11 protein-coding genes are annotated in these 17,108 nt (G+C 59.5%); 10 read left to right on the top strand and 1 reads right to left on the bottom strand.

All coding sequences use genetic code 11. The features are described from left to right. Positions 1-83: 83 nt before the first annotated feature. Positions 84-1,259 carry a DUF3095 domain-containing protein gene (locus tag ASC90_RS18905; RefSeq protein ID WP_056543440.1) on the top strand — a complete coding sequence of 392 codons (1,176 nt, stop codon included), beginning with the start codon at positions 84-86 and terminating at the stop codon, positions 1,257-1,259. On the opposite strand, the gene ASC90_RS18900 is transcribed toward ASC90_RS18905, so the two are convergent. Continuing rightward, positions 1,249-2,589, bottom strand: coding sequence for a nucleotide sugar dehydrogenase (locus ASC90_RS18900; RefSeq protein ID WP_056543436.1), 1,341 nt, complete (start codon positions 2,587-2,589; stop codon positions 1,249-1,251). The genes ASC90_RS18905 and ASC90_RS18900 overlap by 11 nt on opposite strands. A 432-nt stretch (positions 2,590-3,021) precedes the next feature. Here ASC90_RS18900 and ASC90_RS18895 point away from each other — a divergent pair, with 432 nt between their 5' ends. The 9 genes from ASC90_RS18895 to ASC90_RS18855 all read left to right on the top strand — a co-directional run bounded on the left by ASC90_RS18895 (position 3,022) and on the right by ASC90_RS18855 (position 17,089). Continuing rightward, complete coding sequence (locus ASC90_RS18895) at positions 3,022-4,365, top strand: adenylate/guanylate cyclase domain-containing protein (protein ID WP_056543433.1); 1,344 nt, start codon at positions 3,022-3,024, stop codon at positions 4,363-4,365. A gap of 154 nt (positions 4,366-4,519) precedes the next feature. Further along, positions 4,520-6,412 carry an ABC transporter ATP-binding protein gene (locus ASC90_RS18890; RefSeq protein WP_056543431.1) on the top strand — a complete coding sequence of 631 codons (1,893 nt, stop codon included), beginning with the start codon at positions 4,520-4,522 and terminating at the stop codon, positions 6,410-6,412. Beyond that, positions 6,406-8,316, top strand: coding sequence for an ABC transporter substrate-binding protein (locus ASC90_RS18885; protein WP_056543427.1), 1,911 nt, complete (start codon positions 6,406-6,408; stop codon positions 8,314-8,316). The genes ASC90_RS18890 and ASC90_RS18885 overlap by 7 nt, the downstream gene beginning before the upstream one ends. 3 nt (positions 8,317-8,319) lie before the next feature. Continuing rightward, on the top strand, positions 8,320-9,318 hold the full coding sequence (locus ASC90_RS18880) for an ABC transporter permease (RefSeq protein WP_056543423.1): 999 nt from the start codon (positions 8,320-8,322) through the stop codon (positions 9,316-9,318). After that, a complete protein-coding gene (locus ASC90_RS18875) occupies positions 9,315-10,490 on the top strand; it encodes an ABC transporter permease (RefSeq protein ID WP_056543421.1) in 1,176 nt (391 codons plus the stop codon). Before ASC90_RS18880 ends, ASC90_RS18875 begins: the two co-directional genes overlap by 4 nt. A gap of 90 nt (positions 10,491-10,580) precedes the next feature. Further along, the gene (locus ASC90_RS18870) at positions 10,581-11,789 is read left to right on the top strand and encodes a glycosyltransferase family protein (protein WP_056543418.1); all 1,209 of its coding nucleotides are present in this window, start codon (positions 10,581-10,583) and stop codon (positions 11,787-11,789) included. An 11-nt stretch (positions 11,790-11,800) separates the two neighbouring features. Further along, complete coding sequence (locus ASC90_RS18865) at positions 11,801-13,048, top strand: glycosyltransferase family 4 protein (RefSeq protein ID WP_156393031.1); 1,248 nt, start codon at positions 11,801-11,803, stop codon at positions 13,046-13,048. Further along, positions 13,030-14,181 carry a glycosyltransferase gene (locus ASC90_RS18860; RefSeq protein WP_056543411.1) on the top strand — a complete coding sequence of 384 codons (1,152 nt, stop codon included), beginning with the start codon at positions 13,030-13,032 and terminating at the stop codon, positions 14,179-14,181. Before ASC90_RS18865 ends, ASC90_RS18860 begins: the two co-directional genes overlap by 19 nt. Positions 14,182-14,374: 193 nt before the next feature. Continuing rightward, the gene (locus ASC90_RS18855; RefSeq protein ID WP_056543406.1) at positions 14,375-17,089 is read left to right on the top strand and encodes an ABC transporter transmembrane domain-containing protein; all 2,715 of its coding nucleotides are present in this window, start codon (positions 14,375-14,377) and stop codon (positions 17,087-17,089) included. Positions 17,090-17,108 lie beyond the last annotated feature (19 nt).

Genomic DNA, 17,108 nt, shown 5'->3' with positions numbered 1-17,108 from the left:
ACACATGAAACCTTGTGAAGTCGATTGCCGTAAATGCACAATGACGTTGCAATGACAACACGCGGCTATGCTAAGGTCTGCCAATGAACGACATTTCGAATGATGCATTCTTCGCGGGCGTGCCGGTCTTCACCGATTTCGAGGATGTGACCAATACCGGCAACTATCGGCCGTTGCCTGACGGTTGGATTCTCGCGCTCGCCGATATTGTCGGCTCGACGCAGGCGATCGAGGGCGGACGTTACAAGGACGTCAACATGGCCGGCGCCAGCGTCATTTCGGCAGTGCTGAACGCCGTGGAAAAAGGCGACTACCCCTTCGTATTTGGAGGCGACGGCGCGCTGATCGCTCTGCCCGGCAGCCTGGAAGACGTGGCTCGCGAGGCCCTGGCCGCCGTGCAGGTCTGGGTGGAGGAAGACCTGCAACTGACGCTACGCATTGCCGTGGTGCCGCTCCAAGATATCCGCGTGCAGGGGCTCGACGTGCGGGTCGCCCGTTACGCGGCGAGCCCCTTCGTCACCTATGCGATGTTTGCCGGCGGCGGCACGAGCTGGGCAGAGCGGCAGATGAAGGCAGACTCCTATGGTGTCGATCGTGCGCCGACCGGCACGCGCCCGGACCTTGCGGGGCTCTCCTGCCGCTGGAATCCTATCGAGGCACGCAATGGGAAGATCGTCTCCATCATCGCTATTCCCGGCGAGGCAGGCTCCGGGCCGCAATTCCAGCAGCTCGTCGGGCAGATCGTCGCCATCTCCGCAGAGCTAAACCGGGCAAGCCACCCGGTGCCGGTCGAAGGCCCGAAGCTCGCCTTCTCGCTTGCCGGCATCAACCGGGAAGCCATGGCCGTCGCGCCGAAAGGCCGCCGCTTCCTGCGGAAGCTCGGAATCATCGCCCAGACCGGACTGGCCTATGTTCTCATGCGCTTCAGTCTCTCGCTCGGCAGCTTCGATGCCGATGACTACCGGCGCGATCTCGCCGGCAATTCCGACTTCCGCAAGTTCGACGACGGTCTCAAGATGACGATCGACGTCGACGAAGCGCATCTGCGACGCATTGAAATTCTTCTCGAAGAGGCACAGGAAAAGGGAATCACTCGTTACGGGCTGCACCGCCAGGATTCGGCGCTGATGACCTGTTTCGTACCGACGCCGCTGGCGCAAGACCATATCCATTTCATCGACGGCGCTAGTGGGGGCTATGCCGTTGCCGCCAGCCAGATCACCCACAAAAAGCTTTCCGCAACCTCGATCACGCCTTGATGATGTGATCGGCGGACAGCCCGCGCCGTCCGAAGATGTTACGCGTATCGATGATCAGCGAGGCGCTTGCCGCAAGCAAGTCGTAGTCGACCTGGTCATGGTCGGTCGCGATTAGAACCGCATCATAGCCGCCAAGCGCTTCTCGTGTCAGCTCTACGGACTGGCGCCCCTTCAGCGCCTGGTATTCGCGCGTGGTCGGAATCTCGGCAACGAAGGGGTCATGGTAGTCTGCCTTGCCGCCGCGCTCTTCGATGATCTCGATCAGACGCAGCGACGGGCTCTCTCGAATATCGGCGACATTCTTTTTATAGGCAAGCCCGAGCACAAGAACGCGCGAACGGCTGAGAGCCTTCCCGGCGCGGATGTCGAGGCTTTCGGCGAGCTTGCCGACGACATAGCGCGGCATGGCCGAATTGATCTCGCCGGCGAGCTCGATGAAGCGTGTCGGCAGTTCGTATTCCCGCGATTTCCAGGTGAGGTAGAAGGGATCGATCGGAATGCAGTGGCCGCCGAGGCCGGGCCCCGGATAAAAGGGCATGTAGCCGAACGGCTTGGTCTTGGCAGCGTCGATCACTTCCCAGACATCGATGCCCATGGCGGCATAGACGGTCTTCAGCTCGTTGACGAGCGCTATATTAACCGACCGAAAGATGTTCTCGGTCAGCTTTACTGCCTCCGCAGTCGCGTTCGAAGAGACGGGAACCACGGTCTTCACAGCAGCACCGTAGAAGCTCTTCATGAGCGCCAGAGCTTCCGCGCCGTCGCCGGCAACGACCTTAGGAATCGTTGCCGTGTTGAAATGCCGGTTGCCGGGATCCTCGCGCTCAGGCGAGAAGCCGATGAAGAAATCCGTGCCTGATTTGAGCCCCGTTTTTTCGAGGATAACCTTGACCACGTCGTCCGTGGTGCCTGGATAGGTTGTCGATTCCAGCACAACAAGCTGGCCGGCCCTCAGATGGGCGGCAATGGAACGCGAAGTCGCCTCGACGAACGAAAGATCGGGGTCGCGGTGCTTGGTCAATGGCGTCGGCACGCAGATAACAATAACGTCGCAGGCGGCAAGTCCGCCGAAATCCGTCGTCGCGGTGAAGCGCCCGGCGTCGATCTCAACCGACAGTTCGGCGTCGGCAACCGCGTCGATGTAGGACCGGCGGGCGTCGAGCGATACGATCTTTCGCGGATCGATATCGAAGCCTGTGACGGCGAAACCGCAGCGTGCAATCGCCATCGCCAGAGGCAGACCGACATAGCCGAGACCGATGATGCCAGCGCGGGCGTCGCGGGTCTCGATTTTGCGTGAAAGTGCGTCGTGGGCTGGGGAACTGGCCAAGGGTGTCTCATCCGGATGCAAAACGATGGCCACTGATCTAATGTAAGATCGCAGCGAATGAAACCCGCCGCAACGCCCTGCGAAAGCGACATGATTGTTAAAGACCGATCCGAGTTCCCGGGCACCGTCGTGGTGTGGCCGAAATGACTCGGATGCCCAAAGAGATATCATCGCAGTGTTGGAAAGTTGGCGACTGCCATTGTCTGGCATTTGGTACGTGCCTATCTACCCGGGATAACGGAACACCAGAAAGGACTGCCTATCCTGCCCGCTTATCAAGGGTTTGACAGGTACCTCTGCCGGGCACCCGGCAGATCGTTGACACAATAATACTGCTCATCCATCCTCGGTCCGTCCTGCGCATGCTCATGCTGCAGGCAGCCTTGTTGTCGCTTTGAGGATTGGATGCGCCCTATGAGGATACTATCTAAAATGGGCACTATCGAATCCAGCGTCTCGTCTATCTTGTTGGATCGCGTCGCCGAGTGGCTGACAAATTCGTCGCTGGCCGGGGATGATCTTGAAAACATTGTTCGCGGATTTTGCGAACGTATTGCCGCCGCGGGCCTGCCAATCGCGCGCGTGCACCTGACGTTTTCGATGCTACACCCGCTTTACGACGCCCTGAGCTTTACGTGGCGCCGCGCGAGCGGAGTAACGATCGAAGGCTATCGTCACGCCGTGGGCCAGAAGCCCGACCGCTTCCTGCAAAGTCCCTACTATTATCTGCTCGACAATAATCTTCAGCACATTCGCCGGCGCATTCCCGCCGATGGTCCGGCGGAGTTCCCAGTGTTCGCAGATCTGCGCCAGGAGCACATCACAGATTATCTAGCCTTTGTTCAACCGTTCGGCGACGGCTCCGTTCAGGGAATGATGGGATCCTGGTCGACGGACAGCCATGTCGGCTTCTCCGACGACATGATCGACGCCTTGTTGCGGATGCAGAACCACCTGGCGGTAGCCGCCAAGATGGCAGTGCTCGGCAAGCTCGCGAACAATATGCTGACAACCTATCTTGGCGGCGACGCCGGAAAGCGCGTGCTGAACGGCCAGATTCGCCGTGGCGATGGCGAGACGATCCGCGCGGCCCTTGTGATGGGCGACATGCGCCAGTCGACCATGTATGCGGAAAAGGAAGGCCGACAGGCTTACATCGATACGCTGAACCAGTTCTTCGACGCGATCGCCGCGCCCTTCAATCGCAACGGCGGGGAGATCCTGAGCTTCCTCGGGGATGGCTTCCTGGCGGTCTATCCCTGCGGTCGCCACAAGGATCCCTCAAAAATTGCTTGTCAGGCGGCCCTCTCCGCCGTGCATCAGGCACAAGCTCGGGTGGCGGAGCTCAACAAGGAGCGGTTGGAAGCCGGCTTGAGCAAGGTCTCCTATGGCATCGGCCTGCACGTCGGCAACGTCATGTTCGGCAACGTCGGCCTGAAGGATCGCCTGACCTTCTCGGCATTCGGTTCCGCCGTAAACGAAGTCCAGCGCCTCCAGTCCCTGACGAAGAAATACTCGCGCGAAGTGGTTGCGAGCCAGGCCTTCGCCGGCTATTGCGGCGGCGAGTGGAACACACTCGGGGAAGAAAAGCTTCGCGGCATCCGCCAGAAGGTTACAGTGCTCCAGCCGCGTGCTCCCGCACCCGTGCCGCGGGTCGAAGAAAGTTTCCGGGACGTCGCCCAGACCGGTCTTTCCGAGGCGGAGCAGGTCATTCTGCTTCATCGCGATGCGCGCAAGCAGGCTGAGAAGCCCGCAACCGAGAAATTCATGCAATAGAGCGACCTGCATCCGCGAATTCAGCCAACGCTTCACCTTTTGGTGCGCGTGAAGCGTGATGCGTTTTGCCTATCTGTCATCAACTGGACACCCCGATTACGGTACGATAGTGTTGCTCCAACATGAGCAAATAACACTGGGGAATTTCATTGGTATGGCGTCCGCCACGGATCTGTTGCGCATCGAGAATCTTGACATTTCCTTCTCGATTTTCGGCGAGCGCCTGCGCGTCGTAAAGAACGCAAATCTCCGCATTCTGCCGGGCAAGGTTACCGCGCTCGTCGGTGAATCCGGCTCCGGAAAATCCGTGATCAGCCAGGCTATCATGGGCATCTTGCCCAATTCGGCCAAGGCCGAGGGACGCATACTGTTTACGGATCCGCTCGACGGAGAAACCAGGGATATTCTACAGTATTCACGCGATAGCGCAGAGATGCGCGATCTGCGGGGCCGGCGCATGGCGACGATCTTCCAGGAGCCGATGACCTCGCTGTCGCCGTTGCACACGGTCGGCAACCAGATCAGTGAAGCATTGCTCATTCACACCGACGCGGACAAGAAAGAAGGGCGCGAAAAAACCGAGGAGATGCTTGGCCTGGTCGGGTTTACACACCCCAAGCGTACCTTCGACATGTATCCCTTCGAACTCTCGGGCGGCATGCGCCAGCGCGCGATGATCGCAATGGCGCTCATCTGCAATCCGGCACTTTTGATCGCTGATGAGCCGACGACTGCTCTCGATGTGACCATCCAAGCGCAGATTCTCGAACTGCTGCGCGATCTTCAGCACAAGCTCGGCATGGCAATGCTTTTGATCACCCACGATCTCGGCGTCGTCGCGAACATGGCCGACGAAGTCGTGGTGATCTATCATGGCGAGGTTATGGAAGCCGGGCCGGTCGAGTCGATCTTCGGCAATCCTCAGCACCCGTACCTGCAGGGCCTGATGGCCGCCGTGCCTCATTTCGACATGAAGCCCGGCGAACGGCTCAAGGCTCTGCGCGACGTGCCGGTCAATCTCGAGTCGCTGATCGGCAAGAAGAAATCCCAGATCGAGGGGCCGGACGTTCTGCTCTCGGTGAACAATCTCTCCAAGACGTTCAAGACACGCAATCGTGGCCTGTTCGGAACGCGTGAAGCGGCAGCCGTGCGTGCGGTCGATGACGTCAGCTTTGACATCAAGCGCGGCGAATGCCTTGGCCTGGTCGGAGAATCCGGCTGCGGCAAGACGACCGTCAGCAAGATATTGATGCGCGCCGTGACGCCAGACAGCGGCTCGGTGATCTTCAACGACGGCAAGGACGTGATCGACGTGCTTGCCGTGCGCGGCGACGAATTGCAGGACCTGCGCACCAAAATCCAGATGGTGTTCCAGGACCCGGTTTCTTCGCTTTCGCCGCGCATGACCGTGCGCAATATCCTGAGCGAGCCACTGGAAATCCATGATCGCGGTGACAGTGCCGAACGCAAGCAAAGGGTCGAGGGGCTGATGGGTGCAATCGGCCTCGACCGCCGATACCTTAGCCGCTACCCGCATAGTTTCTCCGGCGGCCAACGCCAGCGCATCGGCATCGCCCGCGCGCTGGCACTTGGACCGAAGCTGGTTATCCTCGATGAACCGGTATCCGCGCTCGATGTGTCGGTACAGGCGCAGATTCTCAACCTGCTCAAGGACCTGCAGAAGGAACTGGGCCTGACGTACCTTTTCATTTCGCACAATCTGGCGGTTGTCGACTACATGGCGGATCGCATTGCGGTTATGTGCATGGGCCGCATTGTCGAGATCGCGCCGCGCGAGATCATTCTTCGCGATCCGGTGCATCCGTACACAAAATCGCTCCTGGCAGCGGTGCCCTTCCCGGATCTGAGCCGGCCGCTCGATTTCGAAGCCCTGCGCAAGAACGGTGCCGCGGACAAGCAGAATTGGGGCATTACCTTCACCGCCGAACACGACGATGCGTCCGAGCTCGATTTTGCCGATCTCGGCAATGGCCATCTCGTGCGCGCCCGCAAGGGAGCCGACGCCAAGGAACTCCGCTCATGGTAACGCGGCGCACGTTCATCGGAGGGCTCATCGGCTCGGCGATTTTGCCCTCTGCGGGCAACGCCGCAGCGGATCGGGATATCGAGCCGGAATTCCTCCGCGATTGGCTGAGAGCAGGTCGTATTCCAGCCATGGTGGATCGCCTCCCGACGCATCCGCGTATCATCAATATGAAGGAAGCGGGACTGCAGCCGGGTGTCTATGGCGGCACCGTCCGCACGATCATCGGCAGCGCGAAAGACATCCGCTACATGACCGTTTATGGTTATTCGCGGCTGGTAGGCTACAACGAGAAACTGCAGTTCCAGCCCGATATCCTGATCGGCTTTACCTCCGAGAATGATTCAGTGTTCACCTTTCATCTTCGCGAGGGGCATCGCTGGTCAGATGGGCAGCCGTTTACTGCCGACGATTTCCGCTACTGGTGGGAAGACGTCATTCTCAACAAGGATCTGACGCCTGGCGGTGGCGCGCTGGAACTGAGGCCACACGGCAAACTGCCCCGGTTCGAGGTGATCGACCCGGTCACGGTGCGTTATACGTGGGATGAACCGAACCCGAACTTCCTGCCGGCGCTGGCGGGGCCACTTCCGCTCATGATCTTCGGACCCGGACACTACCTCAAGCAGTTCCACAAGAAGTATCAGGATGATTTTCGCCTCTCGGCTCTGATGCGGGAAAACCGGGTCAAGAAATGGGCCGATCTGCATATCAAGATGTCGCGCGCATCCCGTCCTGAAAACCCCGATTTGCCCACGCTTGATCCGTGGCGCAACACGACGGCGCCACCGGCAGAGCAGTTCATATTCGTGCGAAACCCGTTCTTCCATCGCATCGACGAGAACGGCGTGCAGCTTCCCTACATCGACAGGTTCATTCTCAACGTCAGTTCGTCATCCATTATCGCTGCCAAGGCCGGCGCCGGTGAATCCGACTTGCAAGCGACCGGCGTCGATTTCAACGACTATACGTTCCTCAAGGATGCCGAGAAGCGGTTTCCGGTGAAGGTCAGTTTGTGGACGCAGGTGCGCGGCTCACGCGTGGCGCTTCTGCCAAATCTCAACTGCGCCGACGAAGTCTGGCGAAATATCTTTCGCGATGTGCGATTCCGTCGAGCTCTGTCGCTGGGCGTCGACCGGCACGAGATCAACATGGTCGCATTCTACGGACTCGGCAAGGCGAGCGCCGACACTGTCCTTCCCGTCAGCCCGCTGTTCAAGCAGGAGTATGCGGACGCGTTCATTGCGCACGACCCTGATGAGGCAAACAGACTACTCGATGAAATTGGCCTGACGAACCGGGACGACGATGGCATTCGGCTGCTGCCCGACGGACGACGCGCGGCGATCACCGTGGAAACGCCCGGCGAAAGCAATCTCGACACCGACGTCCTGGAATTGATCCGCGATCACTGGCGCGAAATCGGCCTGGCTCTATTTACCCGTACGTCACAGCGCGATGTTTTCCGCAGCCGCGCGATGAGCGGTACCATTATGATGTCCATCTGGTTCGGGATCGACAACGGTGTGGCGACCGCCGACATGCCGCCGAACCAGCTTGCGCCGACCGTGGACGATCAGCTGCAGTGGCCGCTATGGGGAATGTATTATCTTTCCGCCGGACAAGAGGGCAGCGCGCCTGACCTGCCGGAAGCCAAGCAACTGGTCGATCTGCTGAACCAATGGGGCAGGTCCTCCCGATTCGAGGAGCGAGAGGCCGTTTGGCACCAGATGCTTTCTCTTTACACGCAGCAGGTTTTCTCGATCGGCCTGATCAACAGCACGCTGCAGCCGATCGTCAAATCGGCGAAAATGCAGAATGTCCCGGATCGCGCGCTATATGGCTTCGACCCGACATCCTATCTCGGCCTCTACATGCCGGATACCTTCTGGTTCAAGGAGGCCTGAGCGATGCTGAGATACATTCTGTGGCGCATAGCCGCCATGGTCCCGACGCTCTTCGTAATCTCCGCATTGGTCTTCACAATCATCGAATTGCCACCCGGTGACTTCTTCGAAAGCCAGATTGCGGAGCTTCGCGCACAGGGCGAATCCGCGAATCTGCAGGAGATCGAAGAGCTTCGAACACAGTACGGTTTCGACAAGCCCGAGATCGTCCGTTACTTCTTTTGGGTCGGGGGGATGCTTCGCGGCGATTTCGGTTATTCGTTCGAATACCAGCTGCCGGTCTCCGAGGTCGTTGGCGATCGGCTTTGGCTGACGATCCTCGTCTCCTTCACCACCATTTTGTTGACGTGGCTCATCGCCTTTCCGATCGGCATCTACTCCGCTACCCATCAGTACAGCTGGGGCGACTATGGCCTGACATTCCTCGGCCTCCTCGGCATCGCCATACCCAATTTCATGCTGGCACTGATCCTGATGTATTTTGCCAATGTCTGGTTCGGTGTCTCCATCGGCCACCTCATGGACCAACAGTACCTGAACGAGCCGATGAGTTGGGCAAAGGCGCGCTCGATTCTTTCGCACCTCTGGATTCCGGTCATCATCGTCGGAACCGCAGGAACCGCAGGCATGATCCGGCGGCTTCGTGCCAATCTGCTCGACGAGATGCAGAAGCAGTACGTCGTGACGGCGCGGGCGAAGGGAATGCATCCCCTGCGCGCCCTGATAAAATATCCGCTGCGAATGGCGCTCAACTTCTTTGTTGCCGATATCGGGTCGATTCTTCCGTCGATCATCTCGGGGGCGGAAATCGTCGCCATCGTCCTTTCACTTGAGACCACCGGCCCGATGTTGATCAAGGCTCTCCAGAGCCAGGATATGTATCTGGCAGGGTCGTTCCTGATGTTCCTCGCATTCCTCAATGTCATCGGCGTGCTGATATCCGACATCGCCCTCGGCTTCCTTGATCCGCGAATCCGTCTGCAAGGCAGGAGCACCAAATGACGTCGCCCTTGCCCCCGCCCGGCGCGCCGATGCCGCACTTTGTCTCAACGGCACACTTCGATCCCCACGCGACCGAAGCCATGACCACGAGCCAGTCGCGAATCCATCTCGCCTCGCAAAAACAGCTGATGTGGTGGAAGTTCAAGCGGCACCGGCTTGCCTTGATCTCAGGCATTTTCCTGCTTTTCGTTTATCTGATGATCATCATCGTCGAATTCCTGGCACCGTACGGGCTACACACCAAGAACGTCGACTTCATCCATTCGCCGCCGCAACGCGTTCGCCTCTTCCACGACGGCAGCTTCGTCGGACCGTTCGTATACGGCCGCAGCATGTCGCTCGACCTCGACACCCTTCACCGCAGCTACACGGATCGACCCAACGATGTTCAGCCGATCCGGTTTTTCTGCCGCGGCGATGCCTACAAGTTCTGGGGGCTCATAAGCTCCGACCTGCATCTGGTCTGCCCGGCAGTCGGGGGGCAGATGTTCCTGCTTGGCACCGATCGTCTTGGCCGGGACGTTCTGTCACGCATTCTCTACGGAGCACGCATCTCGCTCACGATCGGTTTGATCGGTATAACCATCAGCTTCTGCCTCGGCATCATCATCGGCGGTCTTGCGGGTTATTGGGGTGGCATTTTTGACCTGGTTGTGCAGCGGCTGATCGAAGTGTTGCAATCGCTGCCGAGTTTGCCGCTCTGGATGGCTCTGGCGGCGATCATGCCGGTGACGTGGAGCCCGATCGTGATCTATTTCGGCATCACGGTGATCCTCGGGATCATTGACTGGACAGGGCTGGCACGAGCGGTGCGCTCCAAGCTCCTCGCACTGCGTGAGGAGGACTATGTGCAGGCGGCCCAGCTTATGGGCGCGAGCACGTCGCGGGTGATCGGTCGGCACCTGGTTCCCGGGTTCATGTCGCACCTGATCGCCTCGGCGACGATCTCCATTCCCGGCATGATCCTCGGCGAGACTGCATTGAGTTTCCTAGGCCTCGGCTTGCGGCCTCCCATCACCAGTTGGGGCATCCTGCTGACGGAAGCAAAAAGCGTAAGCGTTATCGCATTCTACCCATGGTTGCTTTTTCCGATCATACCAGTCGTCCTAGTGATTTTGGCGTTCAATTTTCTCGGAGACGGCTTGCGCGATGCGGCAGATCCCTACAAATAGCGGCCACACCGGCGGAGCGCTGCTCTGTTGCCTCATGGCCCAGCGGAAACCGACGGTGCTATCATGACACACACCCCAGAAGGAGTGCCCATGGCACGGCGCCTGGAAGATGCCCGCATTCTCATGTACAGCCACGACACGTTCGGGCTTGGCCATTTGCGCCGCTGCCGCACGATCGCGCATGCACTTGTCGAGGACTATCGCGGCCTCAATATCCTGATCATTTCAGGCGCTACGATCGCCGGCGCATTCGACTACCGCACACGCGTCGACTTCGTGAAGATCCCGAGCGTGATCAAGCTTCGCAACGGCGAATATACGTCGATGGCGGGCCATATCGATCTTCACGAGACGCTCAAAATGCGCGAATCGAGCATTCGCCACACAGCCGAGACGTTCCAGCCGGATATCTTTATCGTCGACAAGGAACCCATGGGGCTCAAGGGCGAGATCGAGGAAACGCTAGGTTACCTGAAAGCCCGAGGCACGATACTCGTGCTCGGCCTGCGCGAGATCATGGACGCGCCGCACCTGCTTGATGCCGAGTGGAAGCGGAACGGGATCATGCAGAAGATCGACCACTATTACGATTCCGTCTGGGTATATGGTCCACCGGATTTCTACGATCCTCTGGTGGGTCTTGACGTTCCGCCCAGCGTACGGCGCAAGATGGATTTTGTCGGCTTCCTGCAACGCAGTGTTTCGACCAGCAAGACCTCGATCAATGCGCGCACTGACAACTATATTCTGGTCACGACGGGTGGCGGTGGCGATGGCTCGGATCTGGTGCATGACGTGATGAACGCCTACGAGCAGGATCCGACGCTACAGCAAAAGGCGCTCGTGGTGCTCGGTCCCTACATGCCGGCCGCCGAGCGCTCAAAGCTTGTCGCCAAGGGGGCGAAGATCCCCTACATAGAAGTAATCGAGTTCGACAATAACATGGAAGAGTTGATCGCGGGCGCAATCGGGGTCGTCGCCATGGGTGGCTATAACACCTATTGCGAAATCCTTTCTTTCGACAAGCCGGCGTTGATCGTGCCGCGCGTAAAGCCCCGTGAAGAACAATTGCTGCGTGCCCAAAGGGCAAGTGAACTCGGGCTGATCGACATGTTGCTGCCCGATCAGTCCTCAGATCCAGCCGTTATGTCCGAGGCGTTGAAGCGTTTGCCGGAGCGGCTGCCTCCATCCAAGAGCGGCTGCACCGCGCGGCTTGAGGGGCTGGATCATATTTCCCAGACCGTTGGGGACTGGCTCGACAGCCGCGGAAGCCGCCTTTCAGTCGTCGGCGCCGAGTGAAGAGCAAGGCCTTGTCGTACCGTCGCAAGATCCTCGTCGTGCTGAAGGGCTACCCGCGCCTTTCGGAGACGTTCATCGCCCAAGAATTGCTCGGCCTCGAAAAGGCCGGCTTCGACCTAACCCTCATTTCGATGCGCCGCCCCACCGACAAGAAACGGCATCCGGTGCACGACGAAATCACAGCGCGCGTGGTCTACTTGCCGGAATACCTGCACGAGGAACCGGTTCGTGTGTTGAAGGGGCTTTTCGCCGGCTTTGGCAAACCTGGTTTCAGGGCGCTATGGAAGCGCTTTTTCCAGGATCTGCCACGCGACATATCCCGCAACCGCTTCAGGCGCTTGGGACAGGCGCTGGTGCTTGCGCGCGAATGGCCGGACCACGGCGAATGGCTGCATGCGCACTTCATCCACACACCGGCCTCTGTAACCGAATATGCGAGCATCCTGACGGGCGTGCCGTGGACCTGTTCGGCTCATGCCAAGGACATCTGGACCTCTCCGGATTGGGAGCTGAACGAGAAGCTCGGCAGTGCACGCTGGACGGTCACCTGCACCCGAAGCGGGTTCGAGCATATGCGGACGTTGACACCGCGCAAGGATGCCGTGCATCTGAGCTACCACGGCCTTGATCTTGCGCGCTTCGGGCATTTCGCCGGTGAGCGTTCGCATCGCGATGGCAGCGATCCCGCCGATCCGGCATTCATTCTCAGTGTTGGCCGAGCGGTGGAGAAAAAGGGATACGACACGTTGCTGCGCGCCCTCGCGCTCCTGCCCGGCGACCTGAACTGGCGGTTCGAGCATATCGGCGGTGGCGACGAGCTTTTAAGGCTGAAGGTGCTGGCGACGAACCTCGGGCTGGCCGACCGGATCACCTGGAAAGGAGCGCTCGCACAGGAAGACGTCCTCGATCACTACCGCCGCGCCGATCTTTTTGCGCTTGCCTGCCGGATCGCGGCGAATGGCGATCGTGACGGATTGCCGAATGTCCTGGTGGAAGCGTCGAGCCAGCGCCTGCCTTGCATCTCGACCGCCGTATCCGGTGTTCCGGAGCTTCTTGAGGACGGCGAGAATGGGCTGGTCGTTCCACCCGAGGAGCCCGCAGCACTGGCCGCTGCCCTGGAGATCGCCATCCGCGACCCGGCCTTGCGTCAGAGGCTTGGCGACGCCGCCGAGGCACGCGTTCGGGAGCATTTCGACTATCACTCCAGCATCAGTCAATTGAGCCGCCTCTTCGAACAAGAATGGCAGAAAGCTTCATGAACCGCGCGCCCCGCGTCTTTTTCTATGTGCAGCATCTGCTTGGCATAGGCCACATCGCACGTGCCAGTCGCATCGCAAGCGCACTCGCCAAGGATGGGCTTGATGTCACTGTCGTGACTGGTGGGCTGCCCGTTCCCGGTTTTCCCGCCGATGGCATCAAGACGGTGGCCCTGCCGCCGGTCGTTGCAAGCAATGCGGGTTTTTCAGGGCTCGCCGACAGCGATGGCACGGCGGCGGGAGAGGCGTTCCTGAATAGGCGTCGTGATCTCTTGCTGGCCGCGTTTCGCGAGACCCGCCCCGATGTCGTGATCATCGAGGCGTTTCCGTTCGGACGCAGGCAAATGCGCTTCGAACTGCTTCCCCTCCTTGATGCGATCGAGAACGCTGCGCCACGCCCGAAGCTGGTGAGCTCGGTCCGGGATATCCTCCAGCAGAATCGAAAGGCCGGACGGGACGAAGAGACCGTAGCGCTGGTGGAAACGCACTTCGACGCAATCCTGGTGCATGGCGATCCAAGCTTCGTTCGCCTTGAAGATACATTTCCGCTGACATCGGGGATTGCCACCAAGATTCGCTACACCGGGATGGTGGTGGCTCCGCCCGCGGCCGACCCGATCGAGGCGTTCGATGTCATCGCCTCGGCGGGGGGCGGTGCAGTCGGAATGGATCTGTTGCGTGCCGCTGCCAGTGCGGCGACCCGGCTGCCGGCGAACTTGCGGTGGCTGCTGATCAGTGGTCCAAACCTGCCGGATGCGGATTATGCCGCGCTATCGGCAGAGACGCCCCCAAACGCAAGCCTCGTCCGGTTCCGCAGGGATTTCCCATCACTGCTGCGTGTTGCCCGCGTCTCCATCTCGCAGGCGGGCTACAACACAGTGGGCGATCTGCTGCAGACCGATTGCCGAGCGATCCTCGTGCCATTCGTTGCCGGTGGCGAGACCGAACAGACAGTACGGGCGGAGCGCTTGGAGGCACTCGGCCTAGCCGATGTCCTGACCGAAGCGGACTTGACTCCGGTTCGCGTTGCGAAGGCTGTTGAAGCCGCACTCATGGGGCGACGCGCGAATGCGATGCCGATTGACCTCGGCGGCACCGATGCAACAGCTGCGATCATTCGGTCAATGATGGGCTGAAACGCTCGCACTTTGCGAAAGTCCTGTGATATAAACAACGTCCCGGCGAGAATCGGCATGACGACGGCAAGCCGCTTCGCCTTGTTTGCGTTATGATATCCGGCAGTCCGGTTGCATGGTCCTGGTTTTCGGCATTCTCACCGTTTCGCCGCAGGTTCCCTGCCCAGATTTCCCAGGCAACTGACGGTTAGCAATGGAAAAAAGCCTCGCGCGATACATTTGGTCGAATACGCGCCTGCAACAGCTCTGGATTCTGACAGTCGTTGCAGTGTCGATGATCCCCTATTTTCTGTCTTTCGACCTGCCTAAGCAGATCGTCAACGGGCCAATACAGGGTTCGGGCTTCGAAGGCGAAGGCGCGACACAGACCTTCATGCACCTGTCCTACAGCCTTCCATGGATGGGCGAGGTGGTGTTCTTCAAGGGCCTGCAACTGGATCGCTACCAGATGCTGATGGGCCTGAGCCTGGTTTTCCTCGCTCTTGTCGTTTTGAACGGTCTCTTCAAGTTCTACATCAACACCTACAAGGGTCGCCTCGGCGAGCGGATGCTGCGCCGGATCAGGTTCGAGCTGATCGATCGTGTCCTGCGTTTTCCGCCATCGCATTTCAAGCGTGTGAAATCCGCTGAAATCGCCACGATGATCAAGGACGAAGTCGAGCCGATGGGCGGCTTTACCGGTGACGCCTTCGTCTCTCCTGCGCTGCTTGGCGGTCAGGCGCTGACAGCACTTGCCTTCATCATCGTCCAAAATTTCTGGCTCGGCATGATTGCCGCGGGGATTGTCGGCGTGCAGGCCGTGGTCATCCCGCGCATGAGAAAGCGGCTGCTCGAGCTCGGCCGCCAGCGCCAGCTCACCGCACGCGAACTCTCGGGCCGCGTCGGCGAGATCGTCGATGGCATTGGCACCATTCACAGCAACGACACGTCGAACTTCGAGCGCGCCGACATCGCAGCCCGGCTGGGGCTGATCTTCTCGATCCGCTACGATCTCTATCAGTGGAAGTTTCTGGTCAAGTTCCTGAACAACTTTCTGGCGCAGGTGACGCCTTTTCTGTTCTACGCAATCGGCGGTTATCTTGCGCTTCAGGGCCGGCTCGACATCGGGCAGCTCGTAGCCGTGATCAGCGCCTACAAGGATTTGCCAGGCCCGTTGAAGGAACTGATCGACTGGGACCAGATGCGTCAGGATGTTCAGGTCAAGTACCAGCAGGTCTATGAACAGTTCAACGTCGAGCCACTCATCGACAGCAAGATTCAGGAAATCCCCACAGGGCCCGTCGGCGCATTGACGGCGGCGCTGGTGGTGACGAACCTGACGGTGAGTGACGATAGTGGCGCCCGTCTGGTCGACCACGTTTCGGTTGAGATCAAGCCGAATGAAACGGTCGCAGTCGTCGGCCCGAATTCCAGTGGGGCGGAGGCTTTCGCGGAGGCGCTGGGCCGGCTGGTCTGGCCGGATTCCGGGCGGGTCACGATCGACGGCAAGGACCTGCTGGAAATGCCGGAATCCATCACCGGGCGGCGTATTTCCTACGCGTCGGCGGATAGCTATTTCTTCCATGGTACGTTGAAGGACAATCTGCTTTACGGCCTCAAGCATGCGCCGCTAACGGACCCGGGCTACGACACGCAGGCGGCGCTGGAAGCCAAGTGGCATGCCGAAGAAGCCGTGAAGGCGGGAAATCCGACGCTCGATCTCAACAGCGATTGGGTCGACTACCAGGCTGCCGGAGCGAGTGGTTCGCAGGACATCCTTACGGCTATACGACCCGTGCTCGACGCGGTGCTGATATCGGAGGACATTCTGGATCTTGCGCTTCGCTCCACGGTCAACACCAAGGTGCATGTCGGGCTTGCCGATCACATCGTCGATTTGCGCAACGCGTTGCGCGACCGGATGCAGGAGTCGGACCTCGGCAACATCGTTGTGCCATTCGACTTCGACGCCTACAACGCGCAGGCGACCGTCGGTGAAAACCTGCTCTTCGGCTCGATGCAGCGGCCGATGATGAACAATCGGCGGCTTGCGGCCCACTCTTATTTCCAGGCGCTCTTCCGCGACACCGGCCTCAGCGATGATCTGTATGCGATGGGTCTCGAGATCGCCGAAAACGCCGTCGAACTCTTCCACGACCTGCCGCCGGATCATCCCTTCTTCCAGCAGCTCACCTTCATGACCGCGGACGACATTCCAACCTATCAGGCCCTCCTGCAGAAGCTGCAAAGCCGCAGGTTCGACGATGCAACCGCAGAAGAACGATCGGCTATTATCCGGCTGAGCTTTGCCTATATCGAGCCGCGGCACCGCTTCGGTCTTCTGACAGACGAATTGATGGCGAAGATCGTCAGTGCTCGCAAGCAATTCCACAGGGACATTCCGGCGGACCTCGCAGCCGTCATCGAGCGCTACGACCCCGAGCGGTTCATCTCTTCGGCGAGCCTGATGGACAATGTACTGTTCGGGCGTATCGCCTATCAGCAAGCCGATGCATCCGAACGCATCCGGGCAATCATGGGCGATCTCTTTGACTCGCTCGAACTGTTCGATGACGTGCTGTCGATCGGTCTTGAATTCGACGTCGGCTCGGGCGGAAAGCGTCTAACCATGGTACAGCGGCAGAAGGTCAATCTTGCCCGCGCTCTGTTGAAGCGTTCTGACTACTTCGTCTTCAACCGGCCGCTGACCGCGCTCGACCAGCGTGTTCAGGATCAGATCACCCACAACATCGTCGAAGGGCTTCACAGGGAAGGCGAGAGACCAGCGATCATCTGGGTGCTTTCCAATGCAAAACTAGCGGAGATCTTCGATCGGATACTGCTTTTCGACCGCGGAAACCTCGCGGAGGCAGGGAATTTTCCGGAACTTTCCGAACAGAATGGTATGTTCAAGGAACTGTTATCGTAATATTCTATTAGAGCGGCGG

Origin of the sequence: Rhizobium sp. Root1220, from assembly GCF_001426265.1 — a bacterium.
Classification (GTDB): domain Bacteria; phylum Pseudomonadota; class Alphaproteobacteria; order Rhizobiales; family Rhizobiaceae; genus Rhizobium.
Note: the sequence above shows the minus strand (reverse complement) of the source record. Positions and strands in the feature narration are given on the sequence as shown.